Raw genomic sequence first — 18,229 nt, forward strand, 5'->3', positions numbered from 1 at the left:
AATTATCTATTCTATATTATCCATTAATTATAATGCCCTATACATTTTATCTTCCTATAAAAGTTGTTCCCGAAGATATTGACGAGCTAAATCACGTCAATAACATAGTTTATTTGCGGTATGTGCAAGATGCGGCGAGTGGACATTGGAGAACTGTACCCCAAGAAATCGCTTCACAGATAATCTGGGTAGCTCGCCGACATGAGATAGATTACCTAAAACCAGCATTTGTGGGAGATGATTTAGTTGTAAAAACTTGGGTCGATAGTTTTGTTGGTGTAAAAAGTATTCGCCACTGTGAAATTATGAGAGGAGATGAAGTTTTGGCTCGCTCACTTACTCATTGGATTGCATTAGATGCCCAAACTTTTCGACCCAAACGTATCACCGAAGAAATCGTTAAACAGTTTTTTCCTGAGTAAAAATAAAGTTTATTCAATAAATCTCCGATTTTCTAATAAAATAGCCCTATTTTTGCCAATAAAGTTTGAAAATTGAAGTAATGGATACTAAATATTTAGATTTGTAGCTTGGAGCGAAGGAATGAAACTTAAATCAGATTAATTAACTTATAATTTATATAAGAGCTTAGATTGAGCTTTGAAAATAGAATGATTATTTAACATTCATTCTATCATTCACTCATTCGCTCATTGATACATTCTTAAAAGTATAATAATGGGACTTTTTGACTTTTTTAGCAAGGAAAAAAAAGAAACGCTCGACAAAGGCTTAGAAAAAACAAAAACCAGTATTTTTGATAAAATCTCACGGGTAATTGTTGGTAAATCGAAGGTTGATGAAGAAGTTTTAGACGAATTAGAAGAAATTTTGATTAGTTCAGATGTGGGCGTTGAAACCACAGTTAAAATCATTCGTCGAATCGAAGCAAGAGTAGAGCGTGATAAATATACAAATATTGATGAATTAGACCGTATTTTACGAGAAGAAGCGGCGGCATTATTAGCTGAAAATAATTCTCAAGATGTAAAGGATAGTTATGAAACTGAACATCTGCCCAAACCTTATGTATTATTAGTCGTTGGAGTCAATGGTGTTGGGAAAACTACCACAATTGGAAAATTAGCTCATCAATTTCACAAACGTGGCAAGAAAGTTGTATTAGGTGCAGCAGATACATTTAGAGCGGCAGCCGTTGACCAACTTAAATTATGGGGACAAAGAGTAGGAGTGACAGTAGTTGATCATGGAATGAACACTGACCCTTCATCCGTTGCTTTTGATGCTGTAAAAAAAGGAATGGAAATGGGAGCTGATATTATCATCATTGATACAGCAGGACGCTTGCACACCAAAGTAAATTTGATGAATGAGTTAGGCAAAATTAAGCGAGTAGTACAGAAATTCCTGCCAGATGCTCCGCACGAAGTAATGTTGGTTTTGGATGGTAGTACTGGACAAAACGCTGTGATGCAAGCGAGAGAATTTACAAAGGTTACTGAAATCAATTCATTGGCGATTACAAAACTTGATGGAACAGCCAAAGGAGGAGTTGTTATCGGAATTTCTGATGAATTCAAAATTCCAGTCAAATATATTGGTGTCGGAGAAAAAATGGATGATTTGCAAGTTTTCAACAAAATGGAATTTGTTGATTCTTTATTTAAGAAATGAAAAGTCTAATTTTTGTACAATAAAGTAGTTAGATTGAAGTAAAAATCACTTTTTTTTGCTTAAAAAAACAAGTTTATTCTTTTCTCCTTGCATAAAATTGGTTTCCAAACTATATTTGTGCCATTGTTGATAATTAAGAAAGTTTTAACACTACATATTGAATATCCGTTCCCTACTTACGTATATTCTTGCTAAAATACCATTTCATTATCACCACTATACGTTGATTGTGAGGTGGTTTTTTATTTTAAATAGTTGACTATCAGTGTTTTATGTAATTATTTAAAATTGTTCTAAATTACATTTATTTATAAAAAAAATTACAAAACCTATTTGATGGAAAACAAACGTACCGTAGTTTTGCAGTCTGAAAAAGTAGGCGTACTACATTATATATATATTAAGTATGATTCGTAAATTTTATAAATCAGTTTTAGCAATTGCCTTTGTTGCAAGCATTTCTTTTAGCAATGCAATAGCACAAGACAAACCCGCAGACGCAGCAGCAGCAGCGACTACTGCCGCACCAGCCGCCGCTGATGGCGATGTAGCCAAAGGTGAAGGCTTATTTAAAAACAACTGTGCTCAGTGTCATGCTGTAACAGATGAAGTGGTAGTAGGCCCAGGTTTGAAAGGCATTGAAGACCGCCGTGATTATGCTTGGCTTAAAAAATGGATAAACAATCCAATGGGTGTTATTGGTAGTGGTGATAAATATGCCAACGACCTTTACAATAAGTTCAACAAAACGCAGATGACAGCATTTGGTGCTTTTGGTGATCCAGAAGTAAAAGCAGTTTTGGCTTATATCAAATCAGCAGGAACACCTGCAGCTGCAGTAGCTGGTGCTCCAGTAGCTACTGCAGCTACAACTGAAACAGGTGGTGGAAAGTTTATTAATACAATCTTGGTTGCTCTTTTAGTAATCATGGGTTTGGTTTTAGTAGCTTTACTCGGAATTTTACAATTACTAAACAGATTGTCAGGTGGTGAAGGTGCTGCATCTGAGGCTTCATTTGGTCAAAATCTTCAAGCAACCTTTAAAAATATTGCTGCAAACAAAACAGTTCGCTCAGCAATTGTCTGGGTTTTCATTCTTTTAGCAACGAAAGCTACATTTGATGGTATGTATGGCATTGGTGTTCACCAAGGTTATGCCCCAAAACAACCAATTGCATTCTCGCACAAGTTACACGCTGGCGAAATGAAAATTAATTGTGCTTATTGCCACACAGGTGTTTACAAAGGAAAACAATCTGGTATTCCTTCAGCAAATATCTGTATGAACTGTCACAATGCAATCAAACGTGAGTCACCAGAAATCCAAAAGATTTATACAGCAATCGAAACTAATAAGCCGATTGAGTGGGTACGTGTACACAATTTGCCAGATTTGGCTTATTTCAATCACGCACAACATACCAATGTAGGTGGATTAGATTGCAAAAACTGTCATGGCGAAATTGATAAAATGGAAGTTGTTCAACAACGTTCAACTTTAACAATGGGTTGGTGTATTGACTGTCACCGTAAGTCAGAAGTAAATGGCAAAGATAATGGCTATTATACTAAATTGATGGAGGCTCACAGTGCAGTAAGCAAAGGTGCTATGAAAGTACAAGACAATGGTGGTTTAGAATGTGCTAAATGTCACTATTAATAACTACCTTTATCAAGTAGTTTAGAAAAAAAGAACTTAATCGTATAAAATATTAAAAAGTCCTCTCAAGGATTTAGGGTACTATGGAGAATACTACTAAAAAGTATTGGAAAGGGGTTGAGGAGTTGAAAAACGACATTGGATTTGTGAAAAATGCCAATCGTGAATTTAATTTAGACGAAATCGAAAATGATGAGTCTGTTCAACGCCGTGATTTCTTAAAGGTATTGGGCTTTGGATTGGCAGCAGTTTCTTTAGCGGCTTGCGATGCTCCCGTTCGTAAAGCAATTCCATATCTTAACAAACCTGAAAGTGTTGAGCCAGGTATTCCTAACTGGTATGCCTCAACTTACTCAGAAGGTGGCGATTATTGCAGTATTTTGGTAAAAACTCGTGAGGGTCGTCCAATCAAAATCGAAGGTAATAAATTATCAAGTATCACTAAAGGTGGTGTAAGTGCAAGAGTTCACGCTTCTGTGCTAAGCCTTTATGATAATGAGAAATTGAAAGCTCCTCATAAAGGAAGTTCAGAGATTAAGTGGGAAGAATTGGACAAAGAAGTAATTGCAGGATTAGCCAAAGGTGGTAATATCCGTATTGTTTCAAATACAATACTTTCTCCAACTACCAAAAAAGTAATTGCAGATTTCACTACAAAATATCCAACTGCTAAATTAGTAACTTATGATGCCAACTCTGCATCAGGTCTGATTCAAGCAAACGCCGAATCTTTCGGTCAAGCAGTAGTGCCTTCATACGATTTTAGTAAAGCAAGTGTAATAGTAGGTATCAATGCCGACTTCTTAGGTACTTGGATTGCTCCTGTGACTTTCTCGAAGCAATGGGCGGAAACTCGTAAACTAAGCAGTGGTAAAAATGGTAAACGTGTGATGTCACGTCACTACCAATATGAAACAGGAATGACCATCACTGGTGCATCTGCCGATTATCGTGGTATGATGAAACCTTCTCAAGAAGGTGCAGTGGTAGTAGCACTATATAATAAAGTTGCAGCAGCATTAGGTGGAAAAACCATTGCTGGTTCAGCAGTAGAAACACAGCATTTAGATAAATGTGCTAAAGACCTCGTAGCAGCAAAAGGAGCAGCTTTAGTTGTATCTGGTTCAAATGACCCATCAGTTCAAACAGTTGTTAATGCTTTAAATAGCCTTCTTGGAAGCTATGGCTCGACAATAGATTTAGGTACTCCAGTAAATTACCGTCAAGGTAGTGATGCTGAGATGACAGCCTTCATCAATGAAGCAAAAGCAGGGCAAGTAAGTTCAGTTATTTTCTTGTCAAACCCAGTTTATGACCACGCAAGAGGGGCAGAATTAGCTGAGGCTATTAGCAAAATAGCGTTATCAGTTTCATTTGCCGATCGTGCAGACGAAACAGCTTCAAAATGTAAATATATCGCTCCTGCTCCTCATTACTTAGAGTCTTGGAACGACGCAGAGCCAAAGAAAGGTTTCTACTCTTTGACTCAACCAACTATTTCATTGATTTTCAATACTCGTCAAGCACAGTCAAGTCTTTTGACTTGGGCTGGTATCAATAGCGACTATCACGCATATTTGAAATCAAACTGGACGAAAAATATACTTAACGGCAAATCTTGGGTACAAGCATTGCACGATGGTGTTTATGAGCCAAGCGAAAGTGCTGTTGCTTCGGGTGCAACATTTAATGGTAATGTAGATGCCGCTGCTGCTGCTATCGCAAAAACAAAAGGTGCAGGTATCGAGGTTGGTATTTATGAATCAGTTGCTATTGGAACTGGTATTCAGGCAAATAATCCTTGGTTGCAAGAAATGCCAGACCCAATCTCAAAAGTTACTTGGGAAAATGTGATTGCTGTTTCTCAAAAAACAGCTACTGAGCAAGGCATTGCACAAGGAGATTGGGCAAAAGTAACCGTAGGTGGAAAATCAATCGAATTGCCAGTGTTGATTCAACCAGGGCAAGCGATTGGTACAATTTCAATAGCTTTAGGTTATGGACGTACAGCCGCTGGGAAATCAGGAAATACAGGAGAAAGTGTTTATCCATGGATTTCTAATGGTCAATTCTGGGCGAGCGATGCTAAAATAGAAAAAACAAAAGATAATTATACTTTAGCTCAAACACAAACACATAGCACTATCATGGGTCGTACGGCAGTCGTACAAGAATCTGTTTTAGCTGAATATGTGAAAGATGTAAAAGCAGGACGTTACGAGCCAAAAATCGAAACGTCAGAAGGTGAAAAATCTCCTTACCAAATTACACTTTGGAATGGACATGAGAAGAAAAACCACAGTTGGGGAATGATTATTGACCTCAATAGCTGTACAGGTTGTGGATCATGTCTGGTGAGTTGTCAAGCTGAAAATAACGTTTCGGTAGTCGGAAAAGCGGAAGTGGCTCGTGCCAGAGAGATGCACTGGATTCGTATTGACCGTTACTATAGCTCAGAAGCTGATCATGATGAGGTATTAAAAGAAAAAGGTCCAATCGCTGGTTTCAAAGCATTAGAAATTGCTGCTGAAAATCCAGAAGTTGTATTCCAACCGATGATGTGCCAACACTGTTCAAATGCTCCTTGTGAGACTGTTTGTCCAGTTTTAGCAACTACTCATAGTTCGGAAGGCTTAAATCAAATGACTTATAACCGTTGTATCGGTACTCGTTATTGTGCCAACAACTGTCCATATAAAGTTCGTCGTTTCAACTGGTTTAAATATTTTGAAAACGATAATTTTGATTATCACATGAATAACGACTTGGGTCGTATGGTGTTAAACCCAGACGTAACCGTTCGTTCTCGTGGAGTAATCGAAAAATGTTCAATGTGTGTGCAACGTATCCAAGCTGGTAAATTGACTGCTAAAAAAGAGCGTCGTCGTCCAATTGATGGAGAAATCGTTACTGCGTGTTCACAATCTTGTCCAACAAACGCTATTACTTTTGGAGATATGCTTGATCCTGAATCAGCTATTTCTAAAATGTTAGAAGATGAAAAAGAAGGTCGTGCATTCAACGTCTTAGAAGAAATTAACGTAAGACCACAGTTGAGCTATTTGACGAAAATTCGTAACAAAGATGGTGTTGTGAAAAAAGCAGCCGCTAAAGCAGAACACGAACATAAAGAGCATTCATAATTTTGAAAGTAATTTGGTGTAAAGCCAAAAATTATAGAATATAATAAATCTAAAAAAACTATGCACGTAGTTTCACCAATAAGAGAAACGTTAGTAATGGGAGGGAAATCCTACCATGACGTAACAGAGGACATTTGCAGACACGTTGAAAGCAAACCAACGAAAGAGTGGAAAATTGTGTTTGGAATATCAGTGCTTGTACTACTTTACGGTGCAGCCTGGGTATTTTGGACATGGTGGGAAGGTCTTGGCGTATGGGGTTTGAACAAAACAGTTGGTTGGGCATGGGATATTACTAACTTCGTATGGTGGGTTGGTATTGGTCACGCAGGTACACTTATTTCTGCCGTTTTGTTATTATTCCGTCAGAAATGGAGAACTTCAATCAACCGTGCAGCAGAAGCGATGACAATTTTCGCCGTAATTTGTGCAGCCTCATTTATTGTAATGCACATGGGTCGTCCTTGGTTAGCTTATTTTGCATTACCTTTACCAAATACATTTGGTTCATTGTGGGTAAACTTTAACTCACCATTGGTTTGGGACGTTTTTGCCATCTCGACTTATTTCTCAGTATCATGTTTATTTTGGTACATTGGTTTAATTCCTGACTTAGCAACTATTCGTGACCGTGCAACAGGTATGCGTAAGAAAGTTTATGGAGCTTTAGCTCTTGGATGGACTGGCGGAGCAAGAGCTTGGGCAAGATACGAAGATGTTTCTTTGATTTTGGCTGGTCTTTCTACACCTCTTGTACTTTCTGTACATACAATCGTATCATTTGACTTTGCTACTTCGGTTATACCAGGCTGGCACACAACAATCTTTCCGCCATATTTCGTAGCGGGTGCTATCTTCTCAGGTTTTGCAATGGTTCAAAACTTGATGTTGGTAACGAGAGTTGTGTATAAATTAGAAGACTACGTAACATTGGAGCATATCTCGTTGATGAACAAAATCATCACACTTACAGGATCTGTAGTAGGTATCGCTTATATCACTGAGTTTTTCATTGCAGCTTATTCTGGTGTTGAATACGAACAATATGCGTTCATTAATCGTATGGCTGGTCCACTTTGGTGGTCTTACGCTGCCATGATGACTTGTAACGTTCTTTCTCCACAATTATTCTGGTTCCAAAAAATTCGTGAAAATATACTTGTTTCATTTGTTATGGCGGTAATTGTGAATATTGGTATGTGGTTTGAGCGTTTTGTAATCATTGTAACTTCTCTTCACCGTGATTACTTGCCATCAAGCTGGACATACTTTACACCACGTTTGGGTGATATTTCAGATTATATATTCTCATTTGGATTTTTCTTTACTGCTTTCTTCTTGTTTTCAAAATTCTTGCCAGTAATTAATATGGCAGAGGTGAAATCGGTATTAAAATCATCTTCTGAAAAATACCCAGAAAAGAAAAAAGTAACAGCATAATTAAGGATTTTATAACCATTATTTAGAAATGGCAGATAGCAAATATTTAGTAGGTGTTTTTGACGATAGTGATGAAATACTCCATGCTGTTGAAGACGTAAGACATCAAGGTGTCAAAATTCATGAAGTTTATACCCCTTTTGCCATTCATGGATTGGATAAAGCATTGGGATACGCTTTCCCAAGAATGGGGGTTGCAGCCTTTTTGTTCGGTATAACAGGTACTTGTTGTGCATTGTTACTTACATTTTGGACAATGGGTGTTGACTGGCCTATTAACGTGGGTGGTAAAAACTTTTTCCCATTCCCAACCAACGTACCAATTGTGTTTGAGTTAACAGTTCTTTTAGCATCATTTGGTATGGCGTTTACTTTCTTCTTTATGGAAGATATGGGGCCAACAGCAAAACCAATTATTTTTGATGTAAGAAGCACAGATGATAAGTTTGTGATGGCTATCGATTTAGCTCAAAACAAACTTTCTGAAGCAGAAATTTCAAAAATATTGAAAGGCTCAGGTGCTTTAGAAGTAAACGTGAAAGAAGCATAATTCAGTTATCAATTGATCGACTGTAAAAGATAAAAAATCAAATAAAACATGGAAGATTGATAAAGTAATTCACTCATTCAATCGACACTAATTTGTTTTCAAATGAAGTTTTCATTCAAAAATATCACACTTGCGGTAGCAGCAGCAACATTTTCAATGGCTGCATTGACTTCATGTAATGATAATAACAGCACAGGTTGGGAGTTTGCTCCGAATATGTATAATTCTCGTGCATACGAACCATTGTCACAATGGAGAGAAAATGTTATTAATCCTGATGGAAAGAATATGCGTTCACCAGTGCCAGGAACTGTTGCACGTGCCAATTACCAAACTTCTTTTTTGCAAGACGATAGTACCACTATCAATGATTTGATGGTGTATAATCTGCCAAAAGATAGTATTGCAGTAGCAGAAGTAACATTGAAAAACCCAATTCCGTGGTCAGAAAAGGCTGAAGAAGAAGGTAAAGTACTTTACGAAAGAAATTGCCAACACTGTCATGGAGAAACCGGAGCAGGTGATGGTCCCGTTGGTAAAGTTTATAAAGGTGTACCTAATTATGCTTCTGACGCATATAAGAATATGAATGATGGTCATATTTTCCATGTAATTACTTTTGGTAAAAATCGTATGTGGGCTCACGCTTCACAAGTGAATCCAGAAGAACGTTGGAAAATTGTTCATTATGTACACAGATTACAATTAGGCAAGTAATTTAAAATTGGTTGTTTTGTTACAGGTAATTACAAATTGTGATAAAATGTAGCTATTCTAACCTTTCTTAAAAAATATTTTATTATTAACTCCCCTTCAATCGGGGGTTCAAATTCAAAAAAAATGGCTCATAATACTCACGAAATTCCTTCAACAGAAGAAAGATTTGAGTTTACATCTGAAACTAAACGTAAACTACTCATTGCATCCTTAATTGGTGTAGTAATGGTTGCAATAGGGGCGTTTCTATTGTCAAAAGGTTGGTCAATTGGTGTCTGGGAATCACATGGTGCTGAACACGCAGCAGCGGGTGGACACGAGGCAGCAGGACATGCAGAACATGGTGGCGAACATGGTGCTACTTTGTTTAGCCGAATCATTGCAAATCTTTGGATGAACAGTGTTTACTTTCTTGGAATTTCGGTTGTAGGTGCATTTTTCATGTCTTATAACTATGTAGCAAAAGCTGGCTGGCAAGTTGCTATTAAACGTGTAGCCGAAGCATTCCCTTCTTTCATTATTATCCCAGGTGCGGTTTTGATCATTTTAATGGTGATTCCTTCAACACGTCACATTGTGATGCACTGGACACATGATGGAATAATGGATCCAGCGAGTGAGCATTATGATAAAATAATTGCTGGTAAGGCATGGTATCTGAATTTGCCATTCTACTTTGTTCGTTTGATTGCTTATGTAGCAGTATGGTATTTTGGTTGGAAGACAATGCGTAAATATTCATTAGCTGAAGATCAAGAAGTAGGTACAGAGAATTATTACAAAAGCCGTAATACATCAAAACTTTTCTTATTGTTTTTTGCAGTAACAGCGTCAACATCAGCTTGGGATTTATCAATGGTAATTGATACACACTGGTTCTCAACGATGTTTGGTTGGTATCACTTGGCAAGCTGGCACGTAGCTGGTTTAGCTGCAATGATGTTGGCTATTCTATTATTAAAAGACCAAGGCTATTTAAAAGTAGTTAACGAAAGCCACTTGCATGATTTAGGTAAACTAATATTTGGGTTCTCTGTATTTTGGACTTATGTGTGGTTTTCACAGTATTTGTTGATTTTCTATGCTAATCTTCCTGAAGAAACGATTTATTTCCGTGAGCGTTTTACAGGCTTTGAAGGAAGATATTGGTGGCCATTCCATATAAATTTCGTTTTGAACTTCTTCTTCCCATTGTTAATTTTGATGGCAAGAAATTCAAAAAGAAGACCAGTATTATTAAAATTAGCTTGTTCTGCTATCTTGATTGGACACTGGTTTGATTTTTATCAAATGCACATGCCAGGTATTGCCAAAAGTCAAGGTGGTATTGGTATCATTGAGTGGGGAACAACTTTAACATTTGCTTCATTATTTATCTATTTTGTAGCAAATGAATTATCAAAAGCAAATATGTACCCTAAGAATCACCCATTCTTAGAAGAAAGTTTGCATCACGATATTTAATTTCCTAAAACATTTTTATTAAACATTGTTTTATAGCATACAAGAGGTAGGATATAAACTTGTAAATTTTCAGAAAATGACTTTATTAATTGTTGCTTTAGCAATTGTGTTTCTTGTTCTAACTATCATGGTTATTTCAAAAACACAAACTCTCTTAAAAGGCGTAAAGGGAGAATCAGAACAAAATGATGAGGTGGCGGATAGTGCCAACGATATAAACGGTATTGGGCTAACCATCTTTTGGATTCTAAGTGTAATAGGGGTTGTTTGGTCGTTTATGTATGCGAAAAAAGACTTCTTAATGGCTTTTGGAGATATTCCTTCTGCTTCATCAGTGCATGGAAAAGAAACGGATTATTGGTTTTGGTTTGGTATGGCAGTAATTACAGTTGCATTTATTGTAGTAAACTCTATACTTTTCTATTTCCCTTTTAAATACAGATATAATAAGAACCGTAAAGCGTATTTTTATGCACATAACAATACTATTGAAGTTGTTTGGACTTTAATTCCAGCAATTGTAATGGCAGGTTTGGTATTTAGTGGTTTGAGAGTTTGGAATAAAGTAATGTCTGATGCTCCAAAAGATGCAGAAGTTATCGAAATTATGGGTAAGCAATTTGGATGGCAGGTAAGATATGGCGGTGTTGAAAATGGAAAACTAGGTAATTACAATTATAGATTAATTGATGATGCTGCTGGAAATGAATTTGGTCTTGACTTTACAGATGAAAATTCATTTGATGATTTTACAAGTAGCACTGAAATGCACATCCCTAAAGGAAAACCAGTCCTATTAAAAATCAGAGCGAGAGATGTTTTGCACAGTGTTTTTATTCCTCACATGAGGGTTAAAATGGATGCAGTACCTGGTATGCCAACTAAATTTTGGTTTATTCCAGATAAAAGCACTGCTGATATGCGTGCTGAATTAGGTAATCCTGATTTCAAATATGAAATTGCATGTACTGAAGTTTGTGGCCGTAGTCACTTTGCAATGAAATTAGTTTTAGTTGTAGATGAGCCTGCCGAATATGAAAAATGGAAGAAAGAACAAAAATCACTATTGGCTTCAAAGCCTGAGTTTTTGGAAAAGGTTCCTGCAAGTTTAAAGGCAAAAGCAATGAAATATTTCCCTACTGAAACAGCTGCTCCAGATAGCACAACAGCTTCAGCAGGAAGTACACCAATAGTTGCAAAATTAAGATAATATTTAATATAAAAATTCTTTAACTAAATCATAACATGGCAGCAGTAGCACACGCAGATACTCATGTTCACGAACATGAAGACGCACACGAGCATCACGAGCTGAGTTTTATCAGAAAATATATTTTTTCGGAAGACCATAAAGTAATCGCTAAACAATACTTGATTTCAGGTATCGTTTGGGCATTGATTGGTGGATTCTTATCATTGGTATTTCGCTTGCAATTAGGATTTCCAGGTATTGACTTAGGTTGGTTAAAACCTATTTTGGGCGAAAGATGGTTTGATGATGCTGGTAAATTAGATCCTAACTACTATATTGCCCTTGTAACAATGCACGGAACTATCATGGTATTCTTTGTATTGACAGCGGGTTTAAGTGGTACTTTTTCAAATTTCCTTATTCCACTACAAGTAGGAGCAAGAGATATGGCATCTGGGTTTATCAATATGTTATCGTATTGGTTCTTCTTCCTTTCAAGTGTTGTAATGTTCTGTTCGCTATTTGTACAAGATGGTCCTGCTGGTGGTGGTTGGGTTGTTTATCCACCATTGAGTGCTTTGCCAGATGCTGCACCAGGCTCTGGTACAGGTATGACAATGTGGTTAGTGAGTATGGCGATATTTATCGTATCAAGTTTATTAGGAAGTATCAATTATGTTACAACTGTAATCAACTTGCGTACAAGAGGTATGACATTTGATAAAATGCCTTTAACAATTTGGGCATTTACCTTCACAGCTATCTTGGGTATTCTTTCATTCCCAGTATTGTTCTCAGCAGCATTGTTATTGATTTTTGACCGTAGTTTTGGTACAAGCTTCTATCTATCAGATATTTACATCAATGGACAAGCATTACCAAATCAAGGTGGTAGTCCAATTTTGTTCCAACACTTATTCTGGTTCTTAGGACACCCTGAGGTTTATATCGTAATTCTTCCAGCATTAGGTATGACTTCAGAAATCATAGCAACAAATTCACGTAAACCAATCTTTGGTTATAAAGCGATGATTTTCTCAATGTTGGGTATTATGTTCTTAGCATTTATTGTTTGGGCTCACCACATGTTTATGACAGGTATGAATCCATTCTTAGGCTCGGTATTTATGCTTTTGACATTGATCATTGCAGTTCCTTCAGCAGTAAAAGCATTTAACTATATCACAACAATGTGGCGTGGAAATATCATCTTTACGCCAGCAATGTTATTCTCAATTGGTTTAGTATCATTCTTTGTTTCAGGAGGTGTAACAGGTATTATTCTTGGAAATAGTGCATTAGATATTCAATTACACGATACATATTTTGTAGTTGCTCACTTCCACTTGGTAATGGGATCGGCTGCATTCTTTGGAATGGTAGCTGGTGTTTACCATTGGTTCCCTAAGATGTTTGGTCGCATGATGAACCCAACATTAGGTTATATTCATTTCTGGACTACATTTGCTGGTGCATATTTAGTATTCTTCCCTCAGCATTACCTAGGTATTGCTGGTTTCCCAAGAAGATATTATGCTTACACAGGATTTGACTTTACCAATAAATACCAGGATTTGGCTGAACTTAGCACAATTGCTGCAATCATAGTGTTCTTAGCAAACTTAGTATTTTTGTATAATTTCTTTTACTCAATTTTCTGGGGTAAGAAAGCAACACAAAATCCTTGGAAATCGAATACACTTGAATGGACAACACCAGTTAATGTTGGTCATGGTAACTGGGTTGGAGAAATTCCAGCAGTATATCGTTGGCCGTATGACTATAGCAAGCCAGGTGCAGCAGACGATTTCATTCCACAAAATGTTCCTTTCTCTGCAACGCCAGAGTCAAACTTCCCTTATGAAACAGAATTGATTAAGGAAGAAAATGAAATTGAAAATATCAAGTATAATTATAATATTCCAGATTAATTAGATGTTCGAGATTCGATGTTAGGTGAACCCTTTTTTAACAGTCCCAAACATCAAGCATCGAATCTCAAATATCAACAATTATGATTCTTTTTAGAAAATTAGGTCTTTGGACTATAGGAGCAGTTTACCTTTTGATTTTAGTAGGTGGAGTTGTTCGAGCAACAGGTTCAGGAATGGGTTGCCCAGATTGGCCTAAATGCTTTGGAAGTTGGGTTCCACCAACGGACATTTCTCAATTACCAGCTAATTACAAAGAAATATTTGGAGAAAAACTCAAAGGTGAGATAGAATTTAATGCTCTTAAAACTTGGATTGAATATGTAAATAGATTACTTGGAGTATTAATTGGTTTTCTCATTTTTGGTACATTTTTATCTTCGTTCTTTGCTTTTTGGAAAAAAGACAAAACTATTGTTTTATTAAGCTTTTTCGCTTTCATTTTGGTTGGAATAGAAGGTTGGCTTGGTTCAAAAGTTGTGTCGAGTGAGTTACATCCTGTAATGATTACACTCCACATGATACTTTCAATGGTTATTGTTTTCATATTATTATATGCAGTTGCAAGATCCTACAACACAGTGGTAGTAATAGAAAATGTACATGAATCAAGGCAATTAAGCTTCTTGGTAATATTGACAATATTACTTACGCTTGGTCAGATTTTACTTGGAACACAAGTAAGAGAAATGATTGATACAGTGTCAGGCTCAATGGGAAATGAACTAAGAAGTCAATGGGTCGAAAATATAGGAGGTAAATTTCAAATACATGGTTTATTTTCAATTGTAGTATTAAGTTTAAATTTATTCTTGTTTTATCGGATTAGAAAAAATATTTCTGTAAAAGGAATCATTTATAAATTGAGTGTTTGGCTCTTGATTTTAATTTTAGTTGAAATGTTGTCTGGAATAACATTAGCTTATTATAGTTTTCCAGCACTGATGCAGCCAATTCACCTGACATTTGCTACTGTAGCATTAGGTATTCAATTTATAATTTATTTGTTTTTAAATAAAGACAGCGTTTTTAGGAGCATTGCTTCACCACAATAAATGAGTACAACAGTTTCGCAAAATATTTTTGCATACAAAGCCAAAGCTTTTTTTGACATAACAAAATTCCGTTTATCTTCAACGGTTGTTTTTTCAGGAGCATTTGGATTTATTATAGCATCCGATAAAATTGATTGGATAAAAGTAGTTCTTTTCTGTATTGCAGCATTTTCAACAACAGCAGCAGCTAATATCATCAATCAAATTATTGAAAAAGATTTGGATAAATTGATGAAACGAACAGAAGAAAGACCACTACCAAGTGGAAGACTTTCAGTGCGTGAAGCAGCAATTTTCGGTTGGTTTTTAGCAATGATTGCTATGTACATTTTGTTTTATGAATTCAATGTACGTGCAGGGTTATTAGCATTGCTATCAATGGTTCTTTATGGGTTTGTTTATACACCTCTCAAAAGAGTTGGACCTATTGCAGTGGCAGTTGGAGCTTTGCCAGGTGCATTTCCTCCAATGATTGGATGGGTAGCAGCGGCTAATCATTTTGGCTTAGAACCTGGAATTTTATTTGCTATTCAATTTTTTTGGCAATTTCCCCATTTCTGGGCAATTGCTTGGGTTTTAGATGAAGATTATGCGAAGGCAGGCTTCAAGTTATTGCCATCGAGTGGTGGTCAAAATTTGAATTCAGCTATTCAAATAATGATATATACAGTATTTTTATTACCCCTATGTTGGATTCCTCATTATTTAGTAATGACGGGTATTAATTCAGGTGTGATTGCAACGATTTGTGGCGTGTTGTTTTTAGCTCAAACATTTCATTTGATGCGTAAAGTTGATCGAAAAGCAGCTCTACAATTAATGTTTGGCTCATTTATTTATCTGCCAGTGGTGCAGATAGCGTACTTGTTGGATAAAGTGTAGCATAACTTATTCTTGTAAAAGATAAGTTTTCAAAATCAAAAATCATGAGTAATAAAAATATTAAGGGGCGTTCGATAACACCAATTGGCGTGCAAGAACCCGCACAAGTATTGTCAGTTAATAAGTGGAAGTTCATTATTTGGTTATTTATAATTACTATTGTCATGTTGTTTGCATCGCAGACAAGTGCTTATTTGGTAAGAAGAGCGGAAGGAAACTGGGCTGAATTTGAAATTCCAACAATATTTTGGTTTAGTACATTGATTTTGTTAATTAGTAGTGGTTCAATGCACTGGGCTTTATTATCAGCTAAACAAAATAGTCAAACAAATTTAAAAATTGCGGTAGGTTTGACATTTGCTTTCGGAATTGTATTTTTAGCAATGCAGTATCTTGGGTGGCAAGACCTACAACAACAAGGTGTATTTTTGAAAGGTAATCCATCTGGTTCGTTCTTTTATATATTTACAGGTTTGCATATGGCACACCTTTTACTCGGATTAGGGATTTTAATAGCCACTTTAATAATGGCTTTTAAATTAGAGATTAATGCTGGGAATACACTTTTAGTTGAAATTTGTGCAACTGCATGGCATTTCTTAGATATTCTTTGGATATATTTGTTTGTGTTTTTATTGTATTTTAGATAAGTTTTACGTTTTTGGCTGAAAGGTCAAAATAATTGAAAATTGTTAACCAAAACGGAACACCGTTAATAATTGTTTTTATGGCAAGTGCAAATACCTCTACAACCGCAGACCATTTAATTTGGAAAGGTGGCGTTCAACCAATGAAAGTTGGCTACGGAAAATTGATGATGTGGATTTTTCTACTATCAGACACCTTTACGTTTTCAGCTTTATTGATTGCCTACGCTTTAGTTCGATTCAGTTTTCCAGTTTTCGAGGGAGCAAGAAAAGCGTTTGAATTTTCAACAGCTTGGTGGCCAATACCTGAGCGTGTATTTGAATCTGTACCGTTTCTTCATGGTGTTTCGGCTCCGCTTGTATTCGTAGGTATAATGACTTTTATTTTGATCATGAGTTCTGTAACGATGGTATTGGCTGTTGAAGCTGGTCATCGCCGTGACAAAGCTGATGTAGAAAAATATATGCTTTGGACTATCTTAGGTGGTATAGCTTTTTTAAGTTCTCAAGCTTGGGAGTGGACACACTTTATTCATGGTTCGGCAGAAGGTTTGAAATTGGCTTCTGGCGAAATAGTAAATGGAGCTAATTTGGTTCGTAATGAATACGGCCCACCTGCATTTGCAGATTTCTTTTTCTTTATCACAGGTTTTCACGGAACACACGTACTTTCAGGTGTTGTATTGAACGTATTAATTTTCTATAACACAGCAAACGGTGTTTATGAGAAACGTGGACACTATGATATGATTGAAAAAGTAGGTTTATACTGGCACTTTGTAGATTTAGTTTGGGTGTTTGTATTTACTTTCTTCTATCTTGTATAGTATTGATAGTTTGAATTTCTAATTTGATAAGACCTCTTTAAAAGATAATAAAATGGCTGAACACACTGAACACGGCGAAAATGCTCCTTCTGCTACAAAAGAGATTTGGAGAACTTTTTGGATACTTTTAGCAATTACCTCACTTGAATTCGTAATTGCCTTTACAATAGATGCTGACCATTACAAATGGACAAAGGTTGGAATATTCATTATTTTAACACTTGTAAAAGCGTATTATATTGTAGGAAATTTCATGCACTTACGTCATGAGGTAAAATCATTGATTTGGACTATTATATTACCATGTATGTTTGTATTGTGGTTGGTTGTGGCGTTGATGGTTGAAGGTGGATATATTGGACTTGAGAGACTTTTCTTTAAATAAATAATGCGTAAAAATACTGCCAAAGTCGGAATACTAATAGTTATATTAGCTGTTCCGGCTTTTATTTTTGTTTTCCTGAAAATGTTCGGGCATAATTATTTTAAACTCCCTTACCTGATGCCAGAAGTTGATGCAACTGGGCAAGTAGTGATGAAGGGGGTTGACACAGTTTTTCATCAAATTCCAAAATTTGAGTTGGTTGACCAAAACGGCCAAAAGTTTTCTTCTGAGCAAACGAAAGGTAAAATTTACGTTGCAGATTTCTTTTTTACTCGTTGCGGTACAACTTGCCCTAAACTGACAACCAATCTTTCTCGTATCCAAAGCCTTTTTGCAAACGACCCCAATATCTTAATTGTATCACATTCGGTTGACCCAAAGCATGATTCTTCAGCCGTATTGCAAAAATTTGCTCAAAAATATGATGCAAAAAATGGTAAATGGTTTTTCTTGACAGGTGATAAAAAGACAATATACGATTTAGCGATTAAAGGATATAAGCTACCTGCTGCCGATGCTTCGGAGTATGATAAAAATATTAAGTCAATAGATGAAACATTTATACATTCAGAAAAGTTATTATTGATAGACAAAGAGGGCTATGTTAGAGGCATTTATGATGGAACATTTGCTCCAGATGTTGAACGCTTAATAGCAGAAATAAAAGTTTTATCTGAAATTTATAAAAGTAAAAATTAGTA

Annotated in this window: 17 protein-coding genes; 16 read left to right on the top strand and 1 reads right to left on the bottom strand. The window is 36.2% G+C overall.

From position 1 onward, the window contains the following. Positions 1-32 precede the first annotated feature (32 nt). The 14 genes from ACQUQZ_RS02800 to ACQUQZ_RS02865 all read left to right on the top strand — a co-directional run bounded on the left by ACQUQZ_RS02800 (position 33) and on the right by ACQUQZ_RS02865 (position 17,143). The gene (locus tag ACQUQZ_RS02800; protein WP_435353224.1) at positions 33-422 is read left to right on the top strand and encodes an acyl-CoA thioesterase; all 390 of its coding nucleotides are present in this window, start codon (positions 33-35) and stop codon (positions 420-422) included. Between the two features lie 256 nt (positions 423-678). Continuing rightward, complete coding sequence (ftsY, locus tag ACQUQZ_RS02805; RefSeq protein WP_435353225.1) at positions 679-1,635, top strand: signal recognition particle-docking protein FtsY; 957 nt, start codon at positions 679-681, stop codon at positions 1,633-1,635. A 406-nt stretch (positions 1,636-2,041) separates the two neighbouring features. Beyond that, on the top strand, positions 2,042-3,295 hold the full coding sequence (locus ACQUQZ_RS02810; protein WP_435353226.1) for a c-type cytochrome: 1,254 nt from the start codon (positions 2,042-2,044) through the stop codon (positions 3,293-3,295). Positions 3,296-3,378: 83 nt separating this feature from the next. Next, a complete protein-coding gene (locus ACQUQZ_RS02815; RefSeq protein ID WP_435353227.1) occupies positions 3,379-6,438 on the top strand; it encodes a TAT-variant-translocated molybdopterin oxidoreductase in 3,060 nt (1,019 codons plus the stop codon). 60 nt (positions 6,439-6,498) lie between these two features. Then, the gene (gene nrfD / locus ACQUQZ_RS02820; RefSeq protein WP_435353228.1) at positions 6,499-7,878 is read left to right on the top strand and encodes an NrfD/PsrC family molybdoenzyme membrane anchor subunit; all 1,380 of its coding nucleotides are present in this window, start codon (positions 6,499-6,501) and stop codon (positions 7,876-7,878) included. Between the two features lie 28 nt (positions 7,879-7,906). Next, positions 7,907-8,428, top strand: coding sequence for a DUF3341 domain-containing protein (locus ACQUQZ_RS02825; RefSeq protein ID WP_435353229.1), 522 nt, complete (start codon positions 7,907-7,909; stop codon positions 8,426-8,428). Between the two features lie 102 nt (positions 8,429-8,530). Further along, positions 8,531-9,145: a c-type cytochrome gene (locus ACQUQZ_RS02830; RefSeq protein WP_435353230.1), complete on the top strand. Its 615-nt coding sequence runs from the start codon at positions 8,531-8,533 to the stop codon at positions 9,143-9,145. Between the two features lie 123 nt (positions 9,146-9,268). Beyond that, complete coding sequence (locus tag ACQUQZ_RS02835; protein WP_435353231.1) at positions 9,269-10,609, top strand: quinol:cytochrome C oxidoreductase; 1,341 nt, start codon at positions 9,269-9,271, stop codon at positions 10,607-10,609. A 76-nt stretch (positions 10,610-10,685) separates the two neighbouring features. Further along, positions 10,686-11,819, top strand: coding sequence for a cytochrome c oxidase subunit II (locus ACQUQZ_RS02840; protein ID WP_435353232.1), 1,134 nt, complete (start codon positions 10,686-10,688; stop codon positions 11,817-11,819). A 35-nt stretch (positions 11,820-11,854) separates the two neighbouring features. Continuing rightward, positions 11,855-13,732, top strand: coding sequence for a cytochrome c oxidase subunit I (locus ACQUQZ_RS02845; protein ID WP_435353233.1), 1,878 nt, complete (start codon positions 11,855-11,857; stop codon positions 13,730-13,732). An 83-nt stretch (positions 13,733-13,815) separates the two neighbouring features. Beyond that, on the top strand, positions 13,816-14,787 hold the full coding sequence (locus ACQUQZ_RS02850; RefSeq protein ID WP_435353234.1) for a COX15/CtaA family protein: 972 nt from the start codon (positions 13,816-13,818) through the stop codon (positions 14,785-14,787). Beyond that, positions 14,788-15,669, top strand: a complete 882-nt coding sequence (gene cyoE, locus ACQUQZ_RS02855; protein WP_435353235.1) for a heme o synthase — start codon at positions 14,788-14,790, stop codon at positions 15,667-15,669. Positions 15,670-15,713: 44 nt separating this feature from the next. Continuing rightward, on the top strand, positions 15,714-16,319 hold the full coding sequence (locus tag ACQUQZ_RS02860; RefSeq protein ID WP_435353236.1) for a cytochrome c oxidase subunit 3: 606 nt from the start codon (positions 15,714-15,716) through the stop codon (positions 16,317-16,319). A gap of 77 nt (positions 16,320-16,396) precedes the next feature. After that, the gene (locus tag ACQUQZ_RS02865; protein WP_435357633.1) at positions 16,397-17,143 is read left to right on the top strand and encodes a cytochrome c oxidase subunit 3; all 747 of its coding nucleotides are present in this window, start codon (positions 16,397-16,399) and stop codon (positions 17,141-17,143) included. A gap of 18 nt (positions 17,144-17,161) precedes the next feature. Here the strand turns inward: ACQUQZ_RS02865 and ACQUQZ_RS02870 are convergent, their stop codons facing one another. Continuing rightward, on the bottom strand, positions 17,162-17,311 hold the full coding sequence (locus ACQUQZ_RS02870) for a hypothetical protein (protein ID WP_435357634.1): 150 nt from the start codon (positions 17,309-17,311) through the stop codon (positions 17,162-17,164). Here ACQUQZ_RS02870 and ACQUQZ_RS02875 point away from each other — a divergent pair. Then, a complete protein-coding gene (locus ACQUQZ_RS02875; protein WP_435357635.1) occupies positions 17,247-17,528 on the top strand; it encodes a cytochrome C oxidase subunit IV family protein in 282 nt (93 codons plus the stop codon). The two genes, ACQUQZ_RS02870 and ACQUQZ_RS02875, sit on opposite strands and share 65 nt — an antisense overlap. A gap of 3 nt (positions 17,529-17,531) precedes the next feature. Next, on the top strand, positions 17,532-18,227 hold the full coding sequence (locus ACQUQZ_RS02880) for an SCO family protein (protein WP_435353237.1): 696 nt from the start codon (positions 17,532-17,534) through the stop codon (positions 18,225-18,227). Positions 18,228-18,229 lie beyond the last annotated feature (2 nt).

It is taken from the genome of Emticicia sp. SJ17W-69 (assembly GCF_051209875.1).
Classification (GTDB): Bacteria; Bacteroidota; Bacteroidia; order Cytophagales; family Spirosomataceae; genus Emticicia.

Bases quoted from the DNA above. Each gene is read 5' to 3' on its own strand.
- cyoE (WP_435353235.1), top strand. From the start codon at position 14,788: ATGAGTACAACAGTTTCGCAAAATATTTTTGCATACAAAGCCAAAGCT.
- ACQUQZ_RS02825 (WP_435353229.1), top strand. From the start codon at position 7,907: ATGGCAGATAGCAAATATTTAGTAGGTGTTTTTGACGATAGTGATGAA.
- ftsY (WP_435353225.1), top strand. From the start codon at position 679: ATGGGACTTTTTGACTTTTTTAGCAAGGAAAAAAAAGAAACGCTCGAC.
- ACQUQZ_RS02835 (WP_435353231.1), top strand. From the start codon at position 9,269: ATGGCTCATAATACTCACGAAATTCCTTCAACAGAAGAAAGATTTGAG.
- ACQUQZ_RS02860 (WP_435353236.1), top strand. From the start codon at position 15,714: ATGAGTAATAAAAATATTAAGGGGCGTTCGATAACACCAATTGGCGTG.
- ACQUQZ_RS02865 (WP_435357633.1), top strand. From the start codon at position 16,397: ATGGCAAGTGCAAATACCTCTACAACCGCAGACCATTTAATTTGGAAA.
- ACQUQZ_RS02880 (WP_435353237.1), top strand. From the start codon at position 17,532: ATGCGTAAAAATACTGCCAAAGTCGGAATACTAATAGTTATATTAGCT.
- ACQUQZ_RS02845 (WP_435353233.1), top strand. From the start codon at position 11,855: ATGGCAGCAGTAGCACACGCAGATACTCATGTTCACGAACATGAAGAC.
- ACQUQZ_RS02810 (WP_435353226.1), top strand. From the start codon at position 2,042: ATGATTCGTAAATTTTATAAATCAGTTTTAGCAATTGCCTTTGTTGCA.
- ACQUQZ_RS02815 (WP_435353227.1), top strand. From the start codon at position 3,379: ATGGAGAATACTACTAAAAAGTATTGGAAAGGGGTTGAGGAGTTGAAA.
- ACQUQZ_RS02840 (WP_435353232.1), top strand. From the start codon at position 10,686: ATGACTTTATTAATTGTTGCTTTAGCAATTGTGTTTCTTGTTCTAACT.
- nrfD (WP_435353228.1), top strand. From the start codon at position 6,499: ATGCACGTAGTTTCACCAATAAGAGAAACGTTAGTAATGGGAGGGAAA.
- ACQUQZ_RS02800 (WP_435353224.1), top strand. From the start codon at position 33: ATGCCCTATACATTTTATCTTCCTATAAAAGTTGTTCCCGAAGATATT.
- ACQUQZ_RS02850 (WP_435353234.1), top strand. From the start codon at position 13,816: ATGATTCTTTTTAGAAAATTAGGTCTTTGGACTATAGGAGCAGTTTAC.
- ACQUQZ_RS02830 (WP_435353230.1), top strand. From the start codon at position 8,531: ATGAAGTTTTCATTCAAAAATATCACACTTGCGGTAGCAGCAGCAACA.